20 protein-coding genes are annotated in these 21,007 nt (G+C 43.7%); 9 read left to right on the top strand and 11 right to left on the bottom strand.

Features of this window, described 5'->3' with window-relative positions; translation table 11 throughout:
- The gene (ctaD, locus tag R7D93_RS01155; protein ID WP_225496293.1) at positions 1-1,632 is read right to left on the bottom strand and encodes a cytochrome c oxidase subunit I; all 1,632 of its coding nucleotides are present in this window, start codon (positions 1,630-1,632) and stop codon (positions 1-3) included.
- Positions 1,629-2,792 carry a cytochrome c oxidase subunit II gene (coxB, locus tag R7D93_RS01160; RefSeq protein ID WP_005385208.1) on the bottom strand — a complete coding sequence of 388 codons (1,164 nt, stop codon included), beginning with the start codon at positions 2,790-2,792 and terminating at the stop codon, positions 1,629-1,631. Before coxB ends, ctaD begins: the two co-directional genes overlap by 4 nt.
- 330 nt (positions 2,793-3,122) lie before the next feature.
- Here coxB and R7D93_RS01165 point away from each other — a divergent pair, with 330 nt between their 5' ends.
- A complete protein-coding gene (locus R7D93_RS01165) occupies positions 3,123-4,817 on the top strand; it encodes a phospho-sugar mutase (RefSeq protein WP_213912111.1) in 1,695 nt (564 codons plus the stop codon).
- Between the two features lie 100 nt (positions 4,818-4,917).
- Here R7D93_RS01165 and R7D93_RS01170 read toward each other — a convergent pair whose 3' ends face one another.
- Both R7D93_RS01170 and R7D93_RS01175 read right to left on the bottom strand, forming a co-directional pair.
- Positions 4,918-5,340 carry a GNAT family N-acetyltransferase gene (locus tag R7D93_RS01170; protein WP_213885958.1) on the bottom strand — a complete coding sequence of 141 codons (423 nt, stop codon included), beginning with the start codon at positions 5,338-5,340 and terminating at the stop codon, positions 4,918-4,920.
- A 79-nt stretch (positions 5,341-5,419) separates the two neighbouring features.
- Positions 5,420-6,052 (bottom strand): LysE family translocator, encoded by a 633-nt coding sequence (locus R7D93_RS01175; RefSeq protein WP_005375522.1) that lies wholly within the window; start codon positions 6,050-6,052, stop codon positions 5,420-5,422.
- Between the two features lie 229 nt (positions 6,053-6,281).
- Between R7D93_RS01175 and R7D93_RS01180 the strand changes: the two genes are divergently transcribed.
- From R7D93_RS01180 to R7D93_RS01190, 3 genes are all read left to right on the top strand, one after another.
- Positions 6,282-7,109, top strand: coding sequence for an AraC family transcriptional regulator (locus tag R7D93_RS01180; protein WP_005385198.1), 828 nt, complete (start codon positions 6,282-6,284; stop codon positions 7,107-7,109).
- A 79-nt stretch (positions 7,110-7,188) separates the two neighbouring features.
- Complete coding sequence (locus R7D93_RS01185) at positions 7,189-7,899, top strand: AzlC family ABC transporter permease (RefSeq protein ID WP_025768466.1); 711 nt, start codon at positions 7,189-7,191, stop codon at positions 7,897-7,899.
- Positions 7,899-8,210 carry an AzlD domain-containing protein gene (locus R7D93_RS01190; protein ID WP_005385193.1) on the top strand — a complete coding sequence of 104 codons (312 nt, stop codon included), beginning with the start codon at positions 7,899-7,901 and terminating at the stop codon, positions 8,208-8,210. The genes R7D93_RS01185 and R7D93_RS01190 overlap by 1 nt, the downstream gene beginning before the upstream one ends.
- Here R7D93_RS01190 and R7D93_RS01195 read toward each other — a convergent pair.
- Positions 8,207-8,821, bottom strand: a complete 615-nt coding sequence (locus R7D93_RS01195; protein WP_017635857.1) for a fumarylacetoacetate hydrolase family protein — start codon at positions 8,819-8,821, stop codon at positions 8,207-8,209. The genes R7D93_RS01190 and R7D93_RS01195 overlap by 4 nt on opposite strands.
- A 220-nt stretch (positions 8,822-9,041) precedes the next feature.
- Positions 9,042-10,100, bottom strand: a complete 1,059-nt coding sequence (locus tag R7D93_RS01200; RefSeq protein WP_225496295.1) for a porin — start codon at positions 10,098-10,100, stop codon at positions 9,042-9,044.
- 609 nt (positions 10,101-10,709) lie between these two features.
- Between R7D93_RS01200 and R7D93_RS01205 the strand changes: the two genes are divergently transcribed.
- From R7D93_RS01205 to R7D93_RS01215, 3 genes are all read left to right on the top strand, one after another.
- Complete coding sequence (locus R7D93_RS01205; RefSeq protein ID WP_213867820.1) at positions 10,710-11,681, top strand: porin; 972 nt, start codon at positions 10,710-10,712, stop codon at positions 11,679-11,681.
- Positions 11,682-12,145: 464 nt separating this feature from the next.
- Positions 12,146-13,003: a DMT family transporter gene (locus R7D93_RS01210; RefSeq protein WP_005375542.1), complete on the top strand. Its 858-nt coding sequence runs from the start codon at positions 12,146-12,148 to the stop codon at positions 13,001-13,003.
- 43 nt (positions 13,004-13,046) lie between these two features.
- Positions 13,047-13,661, top strand: coding sequence for a glutaredoxin domain-containing protein (locus R7D93_RS01215; protein ID WP_005385185.1), 615 nt, complete (start codon positions 13,047-13,049; stop codon positions 13,659-13,661).
- A gap of 127 nt (positions 13,662-13,788) precedes the next feature.
- Here the strand turns inward: R7D93_RS01215 and R7D93_RS01220 are convergent, their stop codons facing one another.
- The 3 genes from R7D93_RS01220 to R7D93_RS01230 form a co-directional block, all read right to left on the bottom strand.
- The gene (locus R7D93_RS01220; RefSeq protein ID WP_017635854.1) at positions 13,789-13,923 is read right to left on the bottom strand and encodes a hypothetical protein; all 135 of its coding nucleotides are present in this window, start codon (positions 13,921-13,923) and stop codon (positions 13,789-13,791) included.
- Positions 13,924-14,056: 133 nt separating this feature from the next.
- Positions 14,057-14,404, bottom strand: coding sequence for a hypothetical protein (locus R7D93_RS01225; protein WP_005375501.1), 348 nt, complete (start codon positions 14,402-14,404; stop codon positions 14,057-14,059).
- 176 nt (positions 14,405-14,580) lie between these two features.
- The gene (locus tag R7D93_RS01230) at positions 14,581-15,774 is read right to left on the bottom strand and encodes a multidrug effflux MFS transporter (RefSeq protein WP_213867822.1); all 1,194 of its coding nucleotides are present in this window, start codon (positions 15,772-15,774) and stop codon (positions 14,581-14,583) included.
- Between the two features lie 105 nt (positions 15,775-15,879).
- On the opposite strand from R7D93_RS01230, the gene R7D93_RS01235 reads away from it, so the two are divergent.
- Both R7D93_RS01235 and R7D93_RS01240 read left to right on the top strand, forming a co-directional pair.
- Positions 15,880-16,767, top strand: coding sequence for a LysR family transcriptional regulator (locus tag R7D93_RS01235; protein ID WP_025768470.1), 888 nt, complete (start codon positions 15,880-15,882; stop codon positions 16,765-16,767).
- Positions 16,768-16,950: 183 nt separating this feature from the next.
- On the top strand, positions 16,951-18,771 hold the full coding sequence (locus R7D93_RS01240; protein WP_213867823.1) for a putative bifunctional diguanylate cyclase/phosphodiesterase: 1,821 nt from the start codon (positions 16,951-16,953) through the stop codon (positions 18,769-18,771).
- A 106-nt stretch (positions 18,772-18,877) separates the two neighbouring features.
- On the opposite strand, the gene R7D93_RS01245 is transcribed toward R7D93_RS01240, so the two are convergent.
- Together R7D93_RS01245 and R7D93_RS01250 are read right to left on the bottom strand one after the other, a co-directional pair.
- Positions 18,878-20,161, bottom strand: coding sequence for a peptidoglycan DD-metalloendopeptidase family protein (locus tag R7D93_RS01245; protein ID WP_025768471.1), 1,284 nt, complete (start codon positions 20,159-20,161; stop codon positions 18,878-18,880).
- Positions 20,162-20,284: 123 nt separating this feature from the next.
- Entirely contained in the window at positions 20,285-20,914 is a 630-nt protein-coding gene (locus tag R7D93_RS01250; RefSeq protein ID WP_225496297.1) for a hypothetical protein, read from the bottom strand.
- Positions 20,915-21,007 lie beyond the last annotated feature (93 nt).

A 21,007-nucleotide genomic window follows, 5' to 3' on the forward strand; every position in this document is an offset into this window, starting at 1 on the left:
CTAGTCAATCTTAGGCGGTGTAGTAAACGTATGATGTGGCGCAGGGCTTGGCACTGTCCACTCTAAGCCTTCCGCACGTTCCCATGGTTTTGCAGAAGCCTTCTCCCCGCCACGAATACACTTGATCACCAACCATAAGAAGATCAGTTGTGACAACCCAAATGCCAACCCGCCAATTGATACTATTTGATTAACATCAGCAAACTGAATGGCGTAATCCGGTATGCGTCTTGGCATGCCCGCTAAGCCTAGGAAGTGCATTGGGAAAAACAGGACATTGACGGAAATAATTGAGCACCAGAAATGCCATAAACTCAGCTTGTGGTCGTACATATTGCCCGTCCACTTAGGTAGCCAGTAGTATGCCGCTGCCATGATCGAGAATACCGCACCAGATACCAACACATAATGGAAATGGGCAACTACGAAGTAAGTGTCATGATATTGGAAGTCCGCCGGCACAATCGCCAACATTAGTCCCGAGAAGCCACCAATGGTAAAAAGCACAATAAAGGCAATGGCAAACAACATTGGCGTTTCAAATGTCAGAGCTCCACGCCACATGGTGGCAACCCAGTTAAAGACTTTCACCCCCGTTGGTACCGCAATCAGCATAGTGCAATACATAAAGAAGAGCTCAGCAAAAACTGGCATCCCCGTGGTAAACATGTGGTGCGCCCACACAAGGAAAGATAACAATGCAATGCTGCACGTCGCGTAAACCATCGAATGATAACCAAACAGCTTCTTACCACTGAAAGCAGGCAGAATGGCGGAGATGATTCCAAACGACGGTAAAATCATGATGTACACTTCTGGGTGACCAAAGAACCAAAAGATGTGTTGGAACATTACCGGGTCACCACCACCAGCTGCGTCAAAGAAGCTAGTCCCGAAATATTTGTCAGTAAGAACCATGGTCACTGCACCCGCTAGTACCGGCATAACCGCGATCAACAAGAAAGCGGTAATTAACCAAGTCCAAACAAACATTGGTAACTTGAACCAAGTCATTCCCGGAGCTCGCATATTTACGATCGTCACGATAACGTTGATCGCGCCCATAATGGAGCTGATACCCATGATATGCACAGAGAATACAAACAGCGAAGTGCTATCTGGTCCATAAGTCGTGGACAGCGGAGCATAAAACGTCCAACCAAAATCAGGACCGCCGCCAGGTAAAAACAACGAGCTCAACAAAATAAGAAATGCAAAAGGTAAGATCCAAAAACTCAAGTTGTTCATGCGCGGCAGCGCCATATCTGGAGCGCCGATCATCATCGGGATCATCCAGTTAGCAAGGCCAGTAAATGCTGGCATCACCGCACCAAATACCATCACTAAACCGTGTACCGTGGTCATTTGATTAAAAAACTGCGGATCGACTAGCTGTAGCCCTGGCTGGAACAGTTCGGCACGAATGATCATAGCCATCGCACCACCTGTTAGAAACATCGCAAAGCTAAACCAAAGGTAGAGGGTGCCTATGTCTTTATGACTTGTAGAATACAACCAACGAGTGATGCCCTGGGGTGCATGATGCTCGTGACCATCATCAATCGCAATGGTACTGTTCGCACTGGCTTCTGCTGGCGCAGACTTCACTGCCTTATCTATTGGCTTACTCATATTTCCTCCTTAGCACTGCCTTGTGCCTTAAAGGCATTCACATCGGATGCTTGCACTGTGTCGCCAGTATCGTTGCCCCATGCATTTCGTTGATATGTGATAACCGCGCCAATTTCTTTGTCACTTAACTGATTAGAAAAAGCCTGCATTGCGGTGCCCGGGCGACCGTTGACAATAATATCTATGTGCTCTGTAACATCTCCGGTTGCAATAGGACTGCCTTTAATCGCGGGAAATGCACCCGGAATCCCCTCACCATTTGCCTGATGACAGACAGCGCAGCGCGCCGTGTATATAGATTCGCCTTGCGACATCAATTCATCCATAGATAAGTCTTGAGAGAGCGCTTCTTGTGCCGCCGCTTTTTGAAGTGCGAGTTCTTCCTTCTTACTCGCTAGCCATTCATCGAACTTCTCTTCTTCCATCGCATGCACCACCACTGGCATAAATCCGTGTGCACGACCACATAGCTCCGCACACTGACCGCGATATACGCCTGGCTCATCAATTCTTGTCCATGCTTCATTAATAAAACCTGGAATGGTGTCTTTCTTGACGGCAAAGTCCGGTACCCACCAAGAGTGAATGACATCATCAGAAGTCATCAAAAAACGCACTTTGCGATTCACAGGCAACACCAAAGGGTTGTCTACTTCCAGTAAGTAATGTGCGCCTTTAGCTTCGATTCCATCAATTTGTTTTTGGCTGGTGGCAAGCAAACTAAAAAACTCAACATCTTCGCCAAAATAGCTGTAATGCCATTTCCATTGCGAGCCTGTGATCTTGACCGTGATATCCGATTGGCTTGTGTCTTCCATTGCTACTAGAGTTTTTGTTGCGGGAATCGCCATAGCGACAAGAATGATGATGGGTATGACCGTCCAAATAATTTCCACTTTTGTGCTTTCATGGAAATGTGCGGCAACTGCTCCTTTTGACTTGCGATGACGAAAGATGGAATAGAACATCACACCAAAAACAATCAAAGCAATTACACAGCAGATATAGAAAATCAGCATATGTAATTCATACACTTGCCCACTTATCTCTGTGACCCCTTTTGTCATGTTGTAGTCATTTTCCTTTGACCAACCAAAAGAGGAAAATGTGATTAAAATCACATTCAGTGATAAGGCTAGAGTAGTCGTTAATCTTTTCAAAAGATCTCTCCTCTGCTCAGCCGCTACGCCTACGCGAGCTTCCTTGCGTCCCGATGCAAATATCGAACAACTTTACGAAAAATCACAAAAACTACGATTTCGACACGGTTTGTTATATTTATGTTAAAAGGCTAGTTATAGTTCCAAGGTTCTTCAAGAAATTAAATATGATTAAATTTTGTTCGGATAAGAAAAATTAATTCGGTTTATCGATTGCCCTCTTTGAAATGTAATTGAGAACCATTTACATTGATTTAAAAGAAAACATTGAGATACTTACCAAACGAAGTGTCCAAGAAAGTAGGCTCCCCCTACTAAGGAATGACTGATATGACAGCACTAATTACGCAATGGCTAGAACGAGACCCTGATCCTAAGACTCGTGAAGAGCTACAACACCTCGTCGATACGAACAATGAACAAGAACTTACTGATCGCTTTGGCTCACGCCTTGCCTTTGGTACTGCAGGCTTACGTGGCAAAGTGGGCGCAGGTCCAAACCGAATGAACCGCTTGGTGATTCAAGAGACCGCCACTGGTTTAGGGCACTATTTGCTTGAGCAAGTCAAAGATGCCGCGAGTCGTGGTGTCGTTATTGGCTACGACGGTCGTCCCGATTCAAAACAATTCGCGCATGATACCGCATCCGTACTGACGGCCCTTGGTATCAAGGTTTACCTAACGTATGACGTTGCAGCAACCCCAATTGTCGCGTTTGGTGTCCGTACATTGAATGCAGCGGCCGCTGTTGTTGTTACTGCCAGTCACAATCCACCAGAATACAATGGCTTTAAAGTATATTGGGAGAATGGCGCACAGATTATTCCTCCGCACGACTCTGGAATCGCAGCGAAAATTGATGACGCAACAACGAAGCCATTACCTTTAATGTCTCTCGATGATGCAAAACAGCACGGTTTGTTAGTTTGGTTGGAAGACGACTACTACCAAACTTACCGTAAGACAATGAATGAAAACGCGCTGCTTACTCCTGACAACAATACCGATATATCTATTGCTTACACCGCAATGCATGGCGTTGGCGCGAATATGGCGGAAACGCTACTTGCCGACGCAGGCTTCCAAAAAGTGGCAAGTGTTAAGGAACAGCGCGAACCTGATGGAAGCTTCCCGACCGTCAACTTCCCAAACCCTGAAGAAGCCGGTGCAATGGATATGGTGATGGCATTAGGTAAGTCCGTAGATGCCGATATCGCTTGCGCGAACGATCCAGATGCAGACCGTTTTGCCGTGGCAGTTAAACGCCCAGATGGCGAGTATCAAATGCTAACGGGTGATCAGGTGGGCTCACTGTTTGGCGATTACTTGTTGGAACAGCAACCTAACGCTTTGGTTGGCAACACCATCGTATCCTCAAGAATGCTGAGCAGCATCGCTAAGGCGCATGGCGCACAATACTATCAAACATTAACTGGCTTTAAATGGCTTACTAACGTTGCCATGGAACAAGAGACAGAAACCAACCCATTCTTGTTTGCTTATGAGGAAGCGCTCGGTTATACCGTGGGTAACAAGGTGTGGGACAAAGATGGCTTATCTGCAATCGTCGCGTTTTCACAGCTAACAGGCAAACTTAAAACGCAAGGCAAAACACTGTGGGATAAACTGGAAGAGCTGTACCGCGAGCACGGTTTCTACTTCAACGCACAACGCAGCATCGCTCTCGACCCGAACTCTCCACCAATCGGCGACAAACTCCGAGCAAATCCACCAACAGAGATTGCTGGTAAAAAAGTTGCAGTAACCGAAGATCTTAAAACATCGGTTCGCATGTTTGACGACGGCTCTGAAGAATCCATTGACTTACCAGCAAGTGACGTATTGATTTATCACCTAGAAGATCAATCACGCGTGATTGTTCGTCCTTCTGGTACTGAGCCAAAACTAAAATGTTACTACGAAGTCATCAACCTCTTCCCTGCGGATATGAGCTATGAGCAAGCACAGCAAGCAGCAGAAGCGAAAATGAACGAACTTATCGACGCGCACCAGCAAAGTTTGTAAGTCAAAGAGAAACATAGATATTTGATACAACAAGAGGCGCAAATTCGCGCCTCTTTTTTTGATTTTGACTAGAACAAGTCAAGCTAACCCGTGCTTTTCCCTAGCCTACAATTTCCTTTTGTAGAAAGTGCTTGTGGATGCCCTCTGCAGGATAACCTGAGTACTGCCCCACTTTCTCAAAACCTAATTTGAGATAGAACTCAAGAGCTTGAAAGCTGTAGGTATCCAAATAAACATGGGTAACCCCGTGAGGCTTTACTCTTTGTTCTAGCATCGACATTAATTGGCTACCGAGACCAGAGGTTCGACTTTCAGCGTCTACCCACAAAAACTCAACAAACACCGTATTTTTAAACATTTCGCCAGTCAAGCCACCCATGATCTTGCCATTCTCATCTTTTGCGAAACAGCCTACAGCATGCACTTCCCCTTCAGGTAAATGCAGTCGGTTATAAGATCGAATACCTTCACGAACAAAATCAAGGTCTGTTTGATCTGGATTTAAACAAAATTCAAGCTTCATATACCCTCTCCTTAGGAAACACCAATATCCTAAAACAAAAAGCCAGCAATTGCTGGCTTTCTGATGGAATATGATAACTTTACAAGGCGAAACTACTCAGCATCCACAACGCCAGAATAACAAACACTAACCCCATTAGTTTATGTTGATACGTGCGGAATTTTTCGTTCTCGAGCAGCCCTTTGCCCAATGTGCCTGCTAACCCAACAAGTAATAAATTGAATGACAAGCCAAGAACGTTCAACAATAACCCTAGCGCTAGCATCTGCTCACCGGAAGATGCCGTGATATTGCTTGAGACAAACTGCGGCAAAAACATTACAAAAAAGACCAAGGCTTTAGGGTTAAGCAAATTACTCATCAAAGCACGCTGATAATAAGTTGATGCCATTTTGTTTTGACCATCAAGCTCTGGAGCCGAAGAGGCCTCAGCTCGTAAGCAGTCCCAACCCATTTTTAGCAAGTAAGCGCCACCTAATAGATGAAGGACTTTAAGGGCTATTGGGCTCATGGCAATCAGGGTAGATACGCCCATTGCAGCAAGCAAAGTAAGAATAACACCAGACGTCGCATTGCCTAAGCTAGCAAAAAGACCGACCTTCTTACCGTAACTCATACTAGAGCTCGCTATCAGCAACATATCGGGCCCTGGTAACAGCAACAAAGCCACTACTGCGGTGAGATAAACAGGAAGTACAGATAAATCAATCATGATGGAACCGCTTTTCTACAACAAGGCGGCGAATGTTATACCAACAAAATGACATCATCCAGCCCAAAATAGCCAAGATAAATCAAAAAATAAAAATCATAGTTTGCCCAGCCGAAAAATAGCAATCAATTCGCCTGTTTATCAAAATCGAATAGCAATTTTGTACAAAAATAAGCACGATGGATCCGTTACACTTCTAAAATGATTTTCTTGAGCAGACCGGATAAAGATGAAAGAAAAGAATAAGGAAATCGCTACCTTCAAGATAGCTCAAGAGCTCGGCGGTTTAGAACTTCTCGATGCAAAGTATGAGAAGCAGAATTTTTCACGCCATAGCCACGAAGGTTACACTATTGGTGTCATCGAAAAAGGGGCACAACAATTTTTTAGGACGGGCGGGAATCATATCGCGCCACAGGACAGCATCATCCTTGTTAATGCAGATGAAGTACACAACGGGCATTCAGCCTCGGAAGGCGGCTGGGAATACAAAGCAATGTACCCCGTACCTCAGCAGTTTCAAACTTTAGGACAAGAGCTTGGCTCACCAAATGTAGCTCTGCCCTATTTCCCTCAACCTGTGGTTTACGATCCTGAGCTGGCTAGTCAGTTACGACTGGTATTTGAAACACTAGAAAAATCAGACAACCGTTTATTGAGAGAAACTTTGGTTTACGGCACGTTGATCAAGCTAGCCAGTAAACACAGCACTCATCGGGCACCACTGAAAGAGTCAACCAGAGCTCAGCGACAAGTGCAGCTAGTCAGAGAATTTTTGGAAGACTTTCCACAAACGGACGTCTCACTAGAAGAACTCGCGAAACTGTCTGGATTAAGCCCTTTTCATCTGTTGAGAGAGTTTCAAAAGCAATTTGGCTTTCCGCCTCATGCCTATCAAATTCAGCAACGTTTACGTATGGCGAAGAAGCTACTAAAAATGGGACAAAAAATTTCAGACGTGGCACAAGAATGCGGCTTCCATGATCAAAGCCATCTGCATCGACACTTTAAAAAAGCCATGGGCGTCACTCCCGGCCAATACGTCCGTCACAGCTAAAGCAGCAATATTGTACAAGGCGTTATGCGACTACCGAGCTATCTTGGTAATCTGATTTAGGAATAAATAAGAAGAAACTATGGACCACACTTTGCCGTTAAAAAAAGAATCAAAAGCCACGCTATTTTGGCAAGGTACACTTGCGATGATGCCTCTGAGTATCGCAGTGCTCCCTTGGGGCTTACTCGCAGGCTCATTCGCAATTGATACTGGGCTTCACCCTTTGGAAGGACAAGCACTATCCGCCATTTTGTTCGCAGGTTCTGCACAGCTCGTCGCGATGGGAATGATTAAAACGGGAGCAGGTCTAGTGACCATGTTACTGACAACGTTTTTTATCACCTCTCGACACTTCCTCTACAGTGTATCGATGCGCAGTAAAATTTCACCGCTCCCTCTAAAATGGCGATTATCACTCGGCTTCTTACTTACTGACGAGCTGTTTGCGATTGTAGGCCACCATTCCGATAAACAATTTAATCGCTGGTATGCACTTGGGGCTGGTCTGAGTTTTTACCTGTTTTGGAATGTCGCGACATTGACGGGCATTATTGCGGGAAGTCTAATCCCTGAACTGAACGAAATGGGTTTGGAATTTGCTGTGGCCGCAACTTTTATCGCAATTGTAGTTCCGACTATTAAAAATGCAGCGGTGCTCGCGAGTGTTCTTGTGGCTTTGGTGAGCTCGGTTGCCCTAACCTATTATCAAATTGAGGGAAGTTTGATGATTTCAAGCATTTTAGCCATGCTTACTGGTTACTTTGTGGAACAAGTAAAGGAGAAACGCTAATGATCATGTTGGCTATTTTACTGATGACGGTACTTGTTTTCACCAGCCGCTACTTGTTTTTAGAACCCAAGCTACCATTGCGATTAGGGACGCGCACTCAAAAAGTACTCAATTACGCTAGCCCAGCAGTACTGACTGCGATCTGGGCACCTATCGTTTTCATTCCCGATGGGGAGCTCAGCGTCAATGTGCAAAACCCATTTTTACTGGCTGCCGTACTGGCTGCTTTAATCGCGTATTTTACTAAAAATGTTCTTTTAACGACGGTTATCAGTATGGTGGTATTTCTCGTTCTACGAATTTGGCTTTAATCCGCCAACCACTCAATCTCCAACAAGGTGACATCGCCACACTTTAATCGACCAAGGAAGATGTCACCTTCATGTACCTCACCAACGCCCTTTGGTGTACCAGTCATCACTACATCGCCATCTTGAAGTGTTGTGTAACTGGTTAATTCATCCAGGATAGTTAGCGGCGGGTAGAGCATTTGGTTAACGTGACCTTTTTGTACACGAACACAGTTAATTAAGAGCTCAAGGTTAAGATCGTTGATATCAATGTTATCCAAAGAGACAAACCGACTAAACACAGCAGAGCCATCAAATGCCTTAGCACGCTCCCACGGCAACCCCTGATTTTTAAGCGAGGATTGCAAACCACGCTTGGTCAGATCCAATCCCAAACCAACCGCTGAATAACGTCCATCCTTGATCAAAAAGCAGATTTCAGCCTCATAATGAAGGGGCTCTTGATGGAATGAACGCAGAGTTGTTGATACGGAAGTTGCGGGTTTATTAAATACCACCATTTGCTCAGGCATTGCATTATTAAGCTCATGAATATGTTCAACGTAATTTCGTCCAACACAAAGCACTTTACCCACTTCTACTTTCTTTTCTTCAACTTGAATAACACTCATCATTCTTCCCTGCAAAACAAAAATCCCATCATAATCTAACCTATTGACTTAACGACACTAAATAGCAACCTCTAGTGTAAAAAATAAGACATTCACCCCGTTTTGAGTTTTGTATCATCTAATTGAAACAGCAAAGTATTTGTAAAACAAATAGACAAAAAAGCCAGCACGAGGCTGGCTTTAGATCAATGAGCTGAATAATAGTTCTCGCTAAATCCTATTATAGGTAGTAACGAGCACCTAACGCCCATTTGTCATCAGTTTCACGACCATTGTCGTCATTTAGGTCAAACTGGTAACCCGCGTAACCAACAAATTTAGGCGTGAAGTTGTATTCTGCTTGTAGTGCCATTTCTTCACGAGCAGTTTCTGTTTTAGAGCTCTTAAACTCTTTACCTTCCACCATCTCATAGTTAACACTCAAGTTTAGGCTGTTTGCTAGAGCGTATGCGATGATCGCTTCGTATGCATCACTTTCTTCTAAACGGTCGCCTTTTGCACTGAAGTTCATGTTTTCGTTTGAACCATAAACCGCAGCAAGGAATAGGCCTTGGCCGTACGCACCGTAAGATGCTGATACAACGTGTGATTCCGCCGTGTGCTTACCTGCATATGCAGGGTGCTGGAAATCGCCGCCATTGTAAGAGTAACCGATTTTAGCGCCCATGATTGAGTAAGAAAGCGCAGCTTGCACACGGTCATCGTATTTAGCACCGCCAGTTATAACTCCAGCATCGTTGCGCGTGTAATCATCGTTTGCACCCTGCCAACCAAGACCAAAGTTGATCACACCCGCTTCACCCAGCTCGATGGCATTACGGTAAGAAAGCATTTTATCCGCACGGCCAGTGCCAAGGTTTCCATGATCGTCATAGATGAAGTCGTTGACAAACGCGATTGGCATATCTGCAATACCTGCGACATCGTAGTAAGGTGACCATTGCGTACCACCTACTGCACGACCATAAACCTCATGCGTTATACCTAAGTAACCTAGACGAGTTTTAAACGACTCTTCACCACCGTCTAAGTAGTTTAGCGCCCATTCACCACGTGCGTCTGCGGTGAAGCCATTACCCAAATCCTGTGTCGCAGAGATATTGATACGAGGAGAGTTAGTACCCACATCCGTGTCACCTTGCTCTGATCCATTTAAATTAACAGAAACGTGGCCGCCCATCGAAAATGTTGTGCCATCGTTATTATATAGTTCCACTGCAACTGCTTGAGTACCGAAGGTTGCTGCCGCGATTGCCGCTGCTAATAATTTTTTATTCATTTCTAAATCCATTACTTATTAGTTGGTTAGTCAGTTTTAGACCCGGCTTTGGTTCACTTTCGTAAAAACGAAATGATGAACAAAGAGAGGAATACAAAGGCTATCCGAGGCATCGTTTCCACCAGATTAGTTTTACCTTTGTGTAACAACTGCCGACACTTTATTTGATTAGTTCCTGACAACCGAGTGAAAAGATCTCAGACAAAACCTAAAAAGCAATCGTTTACTTAGCCTTCAAGAAATCGAGAAATAAAAACCTTACAATAAGAAATGCTTTAGAGAGAGTTAGCTCACAAATAGCTGATGATTCGCTATTTTTAGGCCAAACTTCCCTGCCAAATTGAAATGTTTACTTACATTTAGGGTCAAGAAACAATTCAGGAACTTTTTGAAAAAAACACAGTCTTCAACGGAGAGGAAAAAACCTCAAAAAAGATAAACCTTTCTTTTTATAAGTGGTATGAGAAGGGGCACTTATTCTCGCCAGCAATAAAAGTGCAATCAAATCATAACTTAACAGAAATCTATCTTTCATTTTCAGCCTTTACCTTAGCGTCATCAACACATCGGGCAAGAAAGCCCATCGATTACAACTAGGGTAATAAGAAAATGAAAAAGGCAGCACTAACTACTGCAATTCTTACAGCATTGGTATCAGCACCATCATTCGCAGCAACTGTATACAAAAACGACGGTACTGAATTAAAAGTTGGCGGCCGCGTTGAGTTTCGTGGTGACTTCATCGGTTCAGACGGTGCTGAAGTTGAAGGTTCCATGGAAGATAAAAGCCGTGCTCGTCTTAACCTAAAAGGTAAAACAAACATCGGCAACGGCCTTTCTGCTTTCGGTGTTTACGAAGCCGAACAAAAAACGGGCAAGAGTGAATTCAAAAACCGCTACATGTATGCAGGCGTCGACTCTGATATCGGTGCTTTCTCTGTAGGTCGTCAAGACATGGCTGCAGTCATCATCTCTGACATGACGGATATCACAGAATTCTCTGGTGTTCAGCAAGTTATTGATTCGTCTTCTGATAAGCAAGACAGCGTTTTCGCATACCGTGGTGCGTTTGATGCACTACAACTTCAAGCAACCTACCAAGCAAACTCTAGCGATAACGAAGATAAATACGGCATCTCTGGAATGTACTCACTACCAATGGGCCTCGACTTTGGTCTTGCATACTCTGGTGGCGATGTAGATAAAGATAACTCTGAAGATCAAATTCTAGGTGGTATCGCTTACTCGATGGACAACCTTTACCTAGCAGGTACTTATTCTCAAGGTTCCCTGACTGACTCTGAAGACTTTACGGCTTACGAGCTAGTCGCAAGCTACAAAGTAGCAAGCAAAGTGACACTTGCAGCTCTATACACAGCTCAAGAGAATGATCCAGACAACGGTTCAAAGTACGACACAGTTGAAGGTATCGAGCTTGTTGGTTACTACAAACTAAACAGCAACTTCCGTACTTACCTGTCTTACTACATCAACCAACTTGATGAAGCAAAAGATGCAACAACAGGTCTAGTAACAGAAGGCGAAGATACACTGCGCCTAGGCGTACGTTACGATTTCTAATTCACTCTTGTCCTAAGAGCGAGTCCACTTGGCCAGCACCTTTGCTGGCCATTTTTTATGTAACCCAACACAACTCGATAAGTTTTCACACTATCCAAGCATCGCTCAGCAATGAAAAACGAGCGTAACGACGCCTACTTCTGCCCTCTTTTAATGCGATTGATCACTAAGTTAGTGCATTTCATCTAATCGACAACATAGAAAAACCAAAAAACCATTTAAAATCAAATATATAAAAGTTGGCACGTGTTCTGCAATATTATTTATGCAAATGCATGGCAGCGTTTGTGCTTCTCGTTCTTTGTACCTGTTATAACAGGCACGTCCTTTGAATTGGTAATGTCGCCTCCCTCTGGGAGGCATTTTTTTATTGGCGCGAAAAACAATAGGACGTATGATCCCGCCACCTCTATCAAACTGGAATTTTTCAATTGAATCATCATCCTGTTCAAGGTGCGTCCTGGATGCTAACAGCTGGCTTGGCATTCGCCATAGTGAACAGCTTCGCCCAAATTGCTAGCATCAACTTTGGTGTCTCCTCCACCACATTTGCGTTATTCCAATATGCAATCGCCTTATTTGTTATTCTGCCCTACCTACGTACACTTGGGATTAGACGTTCTTTAAGAACCCAACACTTTGGCTGGCATGCATTCCGCATTTTTCTCTCTGTTATCGGGATTCAACTTTGGTTATGGGCTCTCGCTTACCCAGTTCCAATTTGGCAAGGTATTGCACTTCTCATGACCTCCCCGTTATTTGCCACAGTTGGTTCTGGCTTGTTACTCAAAGAGAAAGTAGGTACTGCACGCTGGTTAGCGACATTGACGGGGTTTGTTGGTGCCATGATCATTCTTGAGCCTTGGGCAGACTCATTTACATGGGCGACCCTGCTCCCTGTTGGCGCCGCATTTTTCTGGGCAGCGTATTCATTAATGGTAAAAAAAATGTCGGTAAACGATCCGCCATCAACCATGGTTGTCTATTTATTGCTGCTGATAACACCATTTAATATCTTGTTAGCGATACCGACGTTTACTATGCCAGATACGTGGACGATATGGGGTGTGCTTTTAGCCGCAGGTGCACTTACAGCACTCGCTCAATGGGCTATCGTTAAAGCATATGCAGTAGCAGACGCCTCATTTGTGCAACCATTTGATCACGCCAAACTGCCTTTGAATGTTGTTGCTGGTTGGTTGGTGTTTGGTTGGGTGCCACCTGGTCGTTTATGGTTAGGTGCTGCGATTATTATTGCATCTATTGCGTTTATTACGCATTGGGAAGCGAAAAAGACAAAGTTAGTTGAAAGAAAAATCTAATTTAAAAGTTCTATATTTTCAGGAAAGGAAATGAGGAACCCATATGAGTCAACCAATCAAAATTACACTGTATCGCTGGGCTGGTAGTTGGGGCCCATTCAAAGTCAATATTCCTTGTGGTGAATGTACATTAACCAAAGATATTTTAAAGGATACTTTTGAAAACGAACTAGCCGATGTGCCCGTTGAACTTGAAGTAAAAGATTGGTTATCGCACTGGTGGGAACCATTAAAAGCTGGTGCTTGGCATGCACCCATTCTTCTTGTCGAAGGGAAAGTTATCAGCCAAGGAGAAGCATTGAATCGGGGTGTGCTTGTACAGTCTGTTATTGCTGAGTGGGTAAAACGCGATGAGCTAAAAGGCAACATTGTTTATGGTAAAGCAACTTGCCCTTACTGTGTCAAAGCCAAACAATTACTTGACGAGGCTGGCGTTCAGTATGAGTACCATGATGTAGTTAAAGACAGCGCCGCCTTATACCGCATGATTCCTGAAGTAAAAGCCATCATTGGCGAAAAAACACCGGTAACAGTGCCGCAAATCTGGTTAGATGGAAAATATATTGGAGGCGCTGACGATTTAGAAAAGTGGTTATCAGCAAAGGGGCTAGATAAAGTGCCTAACAATGTTGTGGAGATACCAAGCCAATCCGCGTAATTCTAGATTTAAATGTCATCAGTCTTTGAGTAGCGTTTTGCCAATGTTGTGCAATATGTTGGCTACTTACTAACAACAAAACAGAGAAAAGCAAAAAGCCCTGATTTTTCAATCAGGGCTTTTTAAATTATTTCGCCAGTTTTTTAATAACACGAGCAAAAACAGAAGCTTTTTTCTTCTTCGCTTTACCGTAAAGCGCTTTGTGCATCGCGTCTTTTGCAATCATCTGGCCAATATAAGCACCACCAAGTTCGTTACCCATGACCTTCTCCTGAATGTATTGACTTAACTATGTTGTAATTTTACACCACAATTAGATAAAAACAAGACTCCAGTCACATTTATTTTGTAATTAACTTTCAGTTTGATTTTCGTGGATTTCTTGAAATGAGCGTCTATCGCTTAGGTTGTTGGTATGTTTTACCCGCTGCGACGTACGTATCTTTCTGTTTGATTTCAAAGAATGTTTCAAAGAACCACGCAGCAAACTTGATCAAGTGATCGCCTTCATTCATGACGTGCTCTACGTATTCTTGCTCTTCTCCGGACTCATCTTCTTGAGTGGTAATATGGTAAATACGTTTCTCACCATCAACTTCTGCAAGGCCAAACTGACCCGTTAGGGATTGCGCCGCTTGTGCAACTTCTTCTTCCTCACACGCCTTCAAGATTTCAAGTGCCTTTGGCATGCTTTCTTGCTGAGTAATTTCTTTTACCAGTGTTTCAAATTCGTTTTGTTGCATTCTTTCACCTAACGATTAGAGATCGGATAGCCATTGGGCAGAAATGTATTCCAAGCTTGAGAGAAGTATCAAGGTTTGCCCTCTTCCTTTCAAACCAAGTCATTCAGTATACACAACAAGCCAGACTTAATTTAGCTGCGCATTTTAGAAAGCCGACCTTCTGGTTGCAAGTATATTCAGATGGAAGTTTCTGCTTGAACCGTCCCTTCTGGCACTTTACGAAATTGGCTTAGTACAAGAACAAAGCAAGAAAGTAACGCAATAAACAAATAAAACACCCCAAGCTGCTGCTGATTCGTAACCCATGAGTCTACTAAGTACCCACCAAACAAACCTGCTAAACACATTTGAATAGAACCAGATAGCGCAGAAACCGCGCCTGCCTGTTGCTTATGTGGTGAAAGTAGCAAACTGATCGATACCGGGAATGACATTCCTTGAGCAAAACTTAAACACGTGAATGCCACTAGTAATGAAAATACACTGAAGGGTGTAACCAACAACATGAAGCCAGCAATAGCAGCAATCGCGAAACTCATCAGCAAGATTTGCTGAGCTTTGTAACGAGCGTTGATCAAATTCAGCACTAAGCTACCCGTCAGCAAACCAACTGACGGTATGATCATCAAAGAGCCGTAATCTGCCGCCGTTAATCCTAACTCTTGTTGCATTAAAAATGGATACAAGGAGAGCGTAACCAGAGCCGATAAATAACTAAGCCAGTTGTAGCTCGCACTACCAATCACTTGTGTATTCGTTAACAGACGCAAATAGTTCGCGCTTACTTCGCCTACTTTAAATTTTCTCTTCGGATAAGGCAGCGTTTCTGGCAGCACTAATAAACCAAGTGTAAAAATTGCCATTAAGTAAATCAGCACAAACACGAAGACAGCATGCCAACTCAGGTGAAAAGCGATCCAGCCACCAAACAGCGGAGCAATAATTGGCATCACTGAAGCAGTGACTGAAATATAAGATAGCGCTTTGGTTAGTTGCATACCGTCATAACTATCACGCAGTACTGACCGACCAAGTACCGAAGCGCTGCCCGCTCCTAGGCCTTGCAGTAACCGTCCCGCTTCAAGGGCAACAATGTTGTCCGAAAACGCGATGCAAATAACCGTACCAACTAGATATACACTTTGCCCCAGAATAAACACCGGCCGACGACCAATCGCATCAGACAATGGGCCGTAAAAAAGCTGAGAGATACCGAAGCCAACGAGAAATAGCGTGACGAGATTCTGAATCGAATGTTGCGGCAAATTCAAGTCATGACCAATCAATGGCAAAGAAGGAAGATAAATACTAACGCCAACTTGGCCTGTGGCAATGATCATCATCGCTAATAACAATGGTGTTTTACGCAAACGTTCCTCCTACTTTGTGACAGATTGATGGCAAACAGTGTATATTTGATACTCAAAGATGATAATCAGCTAAGTTGGAAAGGAATTAATTCCCAAGGAGATACAATGGACTGGATTCAAAGCGTGAAGAGTTATATTCGTGTGGTCGAAGAAGGTAGCTTTAATGCCGCAGCGCGGAAACTCAATACCACCAGCTCAGCTATCAGTAAGCGAGTTCAATGGCTAGAAGATAAAATTGGCGTTCAACTACTCAAACGTACGACCCGCTCAATTAGCCAAACTGAAGCTGGTGCTCTGTTTTATCAACGAGCAAAAAGTCAGCTTGATTCATGGCAATCGGTATTAGATGAAACTCGCTCAGTCAACCAATCACCAGCGGGGCTATTAAAGATTGGGGCAACGTTGGCCGTTGGTTCTAAATTTCTAGTTCATTATCTTGATGATTTTCTTGATAAATATCCAGATATCACACTTCAATTAACAACAACGCTACCAGGTCAATTGCCAGAGCTAAGCTTAGACCTGTTTATTAGCCGGGAATTAGAGCAACTGAACTCTCTGAGTTTCAAAGCCACTGCGCTTTTCGAACATAAAGCCCAGTTTTACGCTGCGCCTAGTTACCTAAAAAAATACGGCACCCCACAATGCGTTGAGGATCTGACAGAGCATAATGTCCTGATTTGGGGAGAAAAACCCTCACGAGAAATCAAAACAAATCGAGGCAAACGTATCAGCTTGTCCGGTAACTTTGCCACGACCAACCCAGAAGCGCTGTTTCATGGTGCCAAAAGAGGCATGGGTATTTTGATGACGAACAACGTCATGATCAAAGATGATCTCAAATCCGGCGCGTTAGTCCCTATCCTGCCCGATATCACAGCGGATAAAGCTACTGTATATGCCTACTATCCAAAGCTGGATTATCAGCATACCCGGACTAAGCTATTCCTCGATTATCTCAAATCACGATTAGAAGAGGAGAAGCGCGCCTAGCTTAGCGTTTTTATCGCTATACCTTTAAAAGGTTCAAGCATAAAAACATGAAAATAATGATTTGTTCGTTCACAAAATTTGAAAAATCTGCCTTAGTAACCGATAGTTTATTTGATGCATATCAAATAATAATTCGTCGTGTCTTACACGATATGTTAATAACAACGCTAGGTGAAATGCTCGATGGGTCAGGTACAAATCAGTTTCCACAAAATTGATGAGATATTGAAGCTAAACGGCACGGCTCAGCTAAACCGAGTCACGTTAGATATTCATCAACACTTGCAGAGCCATTGCACTTGCGTTGTAGAAGTTGCGCATCTTCAGCAATCGGCTCATACCATTTCCTTCGCCAGCAATGGAAAAATTACAGACAACCTAAGCTACCACCTTTCAGGCACCCCCTGTGAAAAAGTGGCGAAAGACATTGGCGAACATATTTTCTATCAAGACCAGGTATACAAGCGTTTTCCTGAAGATAAGATGTTTCAAGAAGATGGCATTCAAGCTTACATTGGCCTGCCATTGAAGACACAAAATGGCGAAGTTCTGGGAATTTTACTGTCTACCTTTACCCGAAGCATCCACGCGAAAGAAGCGCAAGATATCCTCGACTGCCACCGATTTTATGCCAATGTCATTATTCATAGCTTACGTGAAAAGTGGGTCAGTGAACGTTCAGATAAGCTTCTTAATCAGCTTAGCTATGAGGTATCGCATGATAACCTAACTGGACTGCTCAACCGTAGCTGTTTAGCTGATACCTTGGAGACATTAACGCAGCAGGCGACTCGCCCATTCAGTTTGGCGTATCTTGATATCGATAATTTCAAATCGATCAATGATATCAACGGAAACTATATCGGCGACCAAATCATTAAGTTCACAGCTAACGCCATTCAACAGAGCTTGTCGTCGCCAAACAATGCGTTCCGTGTTGCAGGAGATGAATTCGCCTTCATCACGTACGACGAAGATCCTGTCGCCGTGTGTCAGGAAGTACTCGACAAAATTGAAAGCGGCTACAGCGACAAATCTAACCGGATTTCTTTCACCGTTAGTATTGGTATTGCACGTGCCCCAGTACATATGTTGAACAGCGATGAGCTGATTTTGAATGCCAGTCTCGCTCTCAAAGATTGTAAAAAACACCGCGATACACGGATTCAGCATTACGACACACACCTTAGTGCGTTATACCACCGTAGGACGCAGCTTATTGAGGCAATGCGAATCCAACTAAGTACTGATATACAAGACAGCGATGAGTTGTATGTAGTGGTTCAACCGATCGTCGATATCACGAGCGACCGCTGGAATTACTTTGAAATTTTGACTCGTTGGAATAGCAATATCTATGGAAATATCTCTCCAGCGGAGTTCATTGAAGCTGCCGAACAATCAGGCCTGATTATCGAGTTAGGTGAACGGATTATTGAACTCGCGTGTATCGCAAAGCAAGAACTCGAAGCGAACCTAGGCTATAAAGTCAAACTCTCCATCAATTGCTCAGCGTATGAGCTGGTTGATTCCAACCGTTATATTAATCACTTAACCAACATGGTTGAAAAGTATCAGCACGAAGCAAAAGACTTTGTTATAGAGCTCACCGAGACCGTCTTACTCTCACAAAGTGGCCGTGAACAGATGGTACTTAACTCGTTGCGATACTTGGGTTTTAAAGTCGCACTGGATGATTTTGGTACGGGATACTCAAGCTTGAACTATATACACAATTATCCGATTGATAGCATCAAAATCGATGCTACCTTTGTGCAGAACATGCTCTCAAATACAACCTCTGAACAAGTAGTGTTTTTGATAGCACAATTGGCAGAGCTGCTTGATGTGGATTTGATTGCCGAAGGCGTAGAAGACGATAGAGCACTACAAAAGTTAATTGAAATGGGCTGCCACTACATCCAAGGTTACTTTTACTCTCGTCCACACAGTGTTGAAGAAATCGTACACCTGATAAATGAACGTGAAGTGCGGAGTGCCTAACGTACTGAACAGACTGCTGTCATAGAATTCAAATCTAGTTAATGCACAAAGTAAAAGAGACCAAGCTATGCTTAGTCTCTTTTTGTTTTTTAAGCGAAGTACTTTATTACAGCACTGCTTTCTCTTTATCGCGTAATAGTCTATCCATTTCATCTCTGTTCGCGACAAAAGTAGCCATCTCTTTCTTAGGAACAGAACTCGCCATTGGGATATTTGCTCGCATAGCGTTAACTGGACGGCCGTATTCAATCAACTCATAGTGAAGGTGTGGCCCAGTCACTCGACCTGTTTTACCAGAAAGACCGATACGCTGGCCTCGAGAAACCTTTTGCCCTTTCTTCACCAAAATCTTACTTAGGTGTAAGTAACGGGTTTTGTATTTGCTGCCGTGCTCAACAACCACGTAGTTACCCGCATAGGGGTGTTTACGAGTCATGATCACTGTACCATCACCAGTAGAAACGACTGGTGTACCGGTTGGTACAGCAAAGTCAGTGCCGTTGTGCGGCGCAACACGCCCCGTTACTGGATGTAAACGATTAGGGTTGAAGCCAGAACTGATACGCCAACGACTACTTACAGGGTAACGCTGGAATGCGCGCTGTAAGCTTTCACCTTTGGCATTGTAGAATTGACCATCAGTATGAAGGTAAGCGGTGATCTCGCGGCCGCGATTATAAATCTTAATCGCCTCAATTTCGTTCTTACCTGTTGGTACACCATTGATGCTTTGTGAGCGACGAACAACTTCAAATCGATCACCTGCACGAAGATCACGTCCAAAGTTAAGTTGTTCTTTGAGTAAGCTTACGACTTGACTCACTTCCGCCGACGTTAAACCTAAACGACTCGCAGAAGAAGAAAAACTGCCTTGAATAACGCCAACTAAAGGTTCTTGGCTCCACACGCCAGGAATGGAAATATCAGTAAAGTCATAGCTACCATCACTATTCAGCTTGTAGACCACCTTATCTGCAATAGAAAATTGCAGTTCCATTTTCGCTAACTCGCCTGTCGCATCATCACGCCAGAAACGGAGCGTATTGCCCGGCTTAAGTGTATCAAGTGCCAAGTAGTTCAAATCCGTTTCCATTACTTTCATTAACGAGCTGTAACCGAAACCGAGCTGACTAAAAATAGTGCTTAGGTTGTCACCTGCTTGGATTTGATATTCGAAGTTCGGGGGAGTGACAACTTCGGCAGTTGTCGCATCAAGAATTTTTTCAACGACCTGAGATTCAGGTAGGTTCAATGCGATGGTTTTGGTTAAAGATGACTCTTTGAGAGAGTGAGAAACACCAATCGCAACTAAAACTGGCAAGGAGTATAACAGCAGCGCTCTACGACTTGTCAGATTCGGCAACCGTCTTGTAATTTCATTTGTAGACACGGGAATTACTATCTCCTTTCAAACAAGGCTCATAGCTTATGCATTCCCGAATAAGAAATCACTAGGAAATTTCGAGATCTAGCGCAGAAAATACTGAATTTTTACAGAACTCAAAAAAATTCATCACTGTTGCATATGTAAGTTATTCCCTACACGCTGTAATGTGGATGAATTGAATTGATTTGGCGTGTCTGCCATTGCTTGATCGTCACCGTGCGCTAAATATGAAAGCATGATAGTTGTATCACTTTTCCATTCGAGCTGAGTAAATTTCACGCGGTCACCAACAAAAATACTGTCTAAAAGGACAACTCGGCTCGGCACGGGGTCAAACTTGAACAAGCCAACATAGTTAAACGAACCGCTACCTTGTGTCGTTACAATCATCGGTGCAACAACCCATGAAACACCTTCAATCTCACGCTGGCTAATCGACGCAGTTGGAACAAGTACCTGACCTTTCGTCGCACCTGCATCATAGCCACCTATCAAATAGCCGTTTTCTTTATCCCACTCATCAAGAAAAGTGACCGCACCCTGCTCGGGGACTTGGATCGTCCAAGGATTACGTGCAGTGATACCAAGCGTCTCTTGCACAATAACGTTCGTTTCTACTTCTGTTTGAGGAAACTTAGCCATGATCTCGTCATCAGACAAACTAAAGCGATAAACACCCGCGATCACAACCACAACCAATAAAACGATTGGAATAAGTAGAATAAGTGGTATCGGCAGGATTTTTTTGTGAGTCATGAAGACTTCCTTGTTTCAAGGTATAAACGAAAAGCGAGTATACCATTGTATACCCAAATGATTTCACCTCTTCAAGTGTTTCAAAATTAAACT

Source organism: Vibrio sp. YT-15, from assembly GCF_033337445.1.
GTDB classification, from domain to species: domain Bacteria; phylum Pseudomonadota; class Gammaproteobacteria; order Enterobacterales; family Vibrionaceae; genus Vibrio; species Vibrio alginolyticus.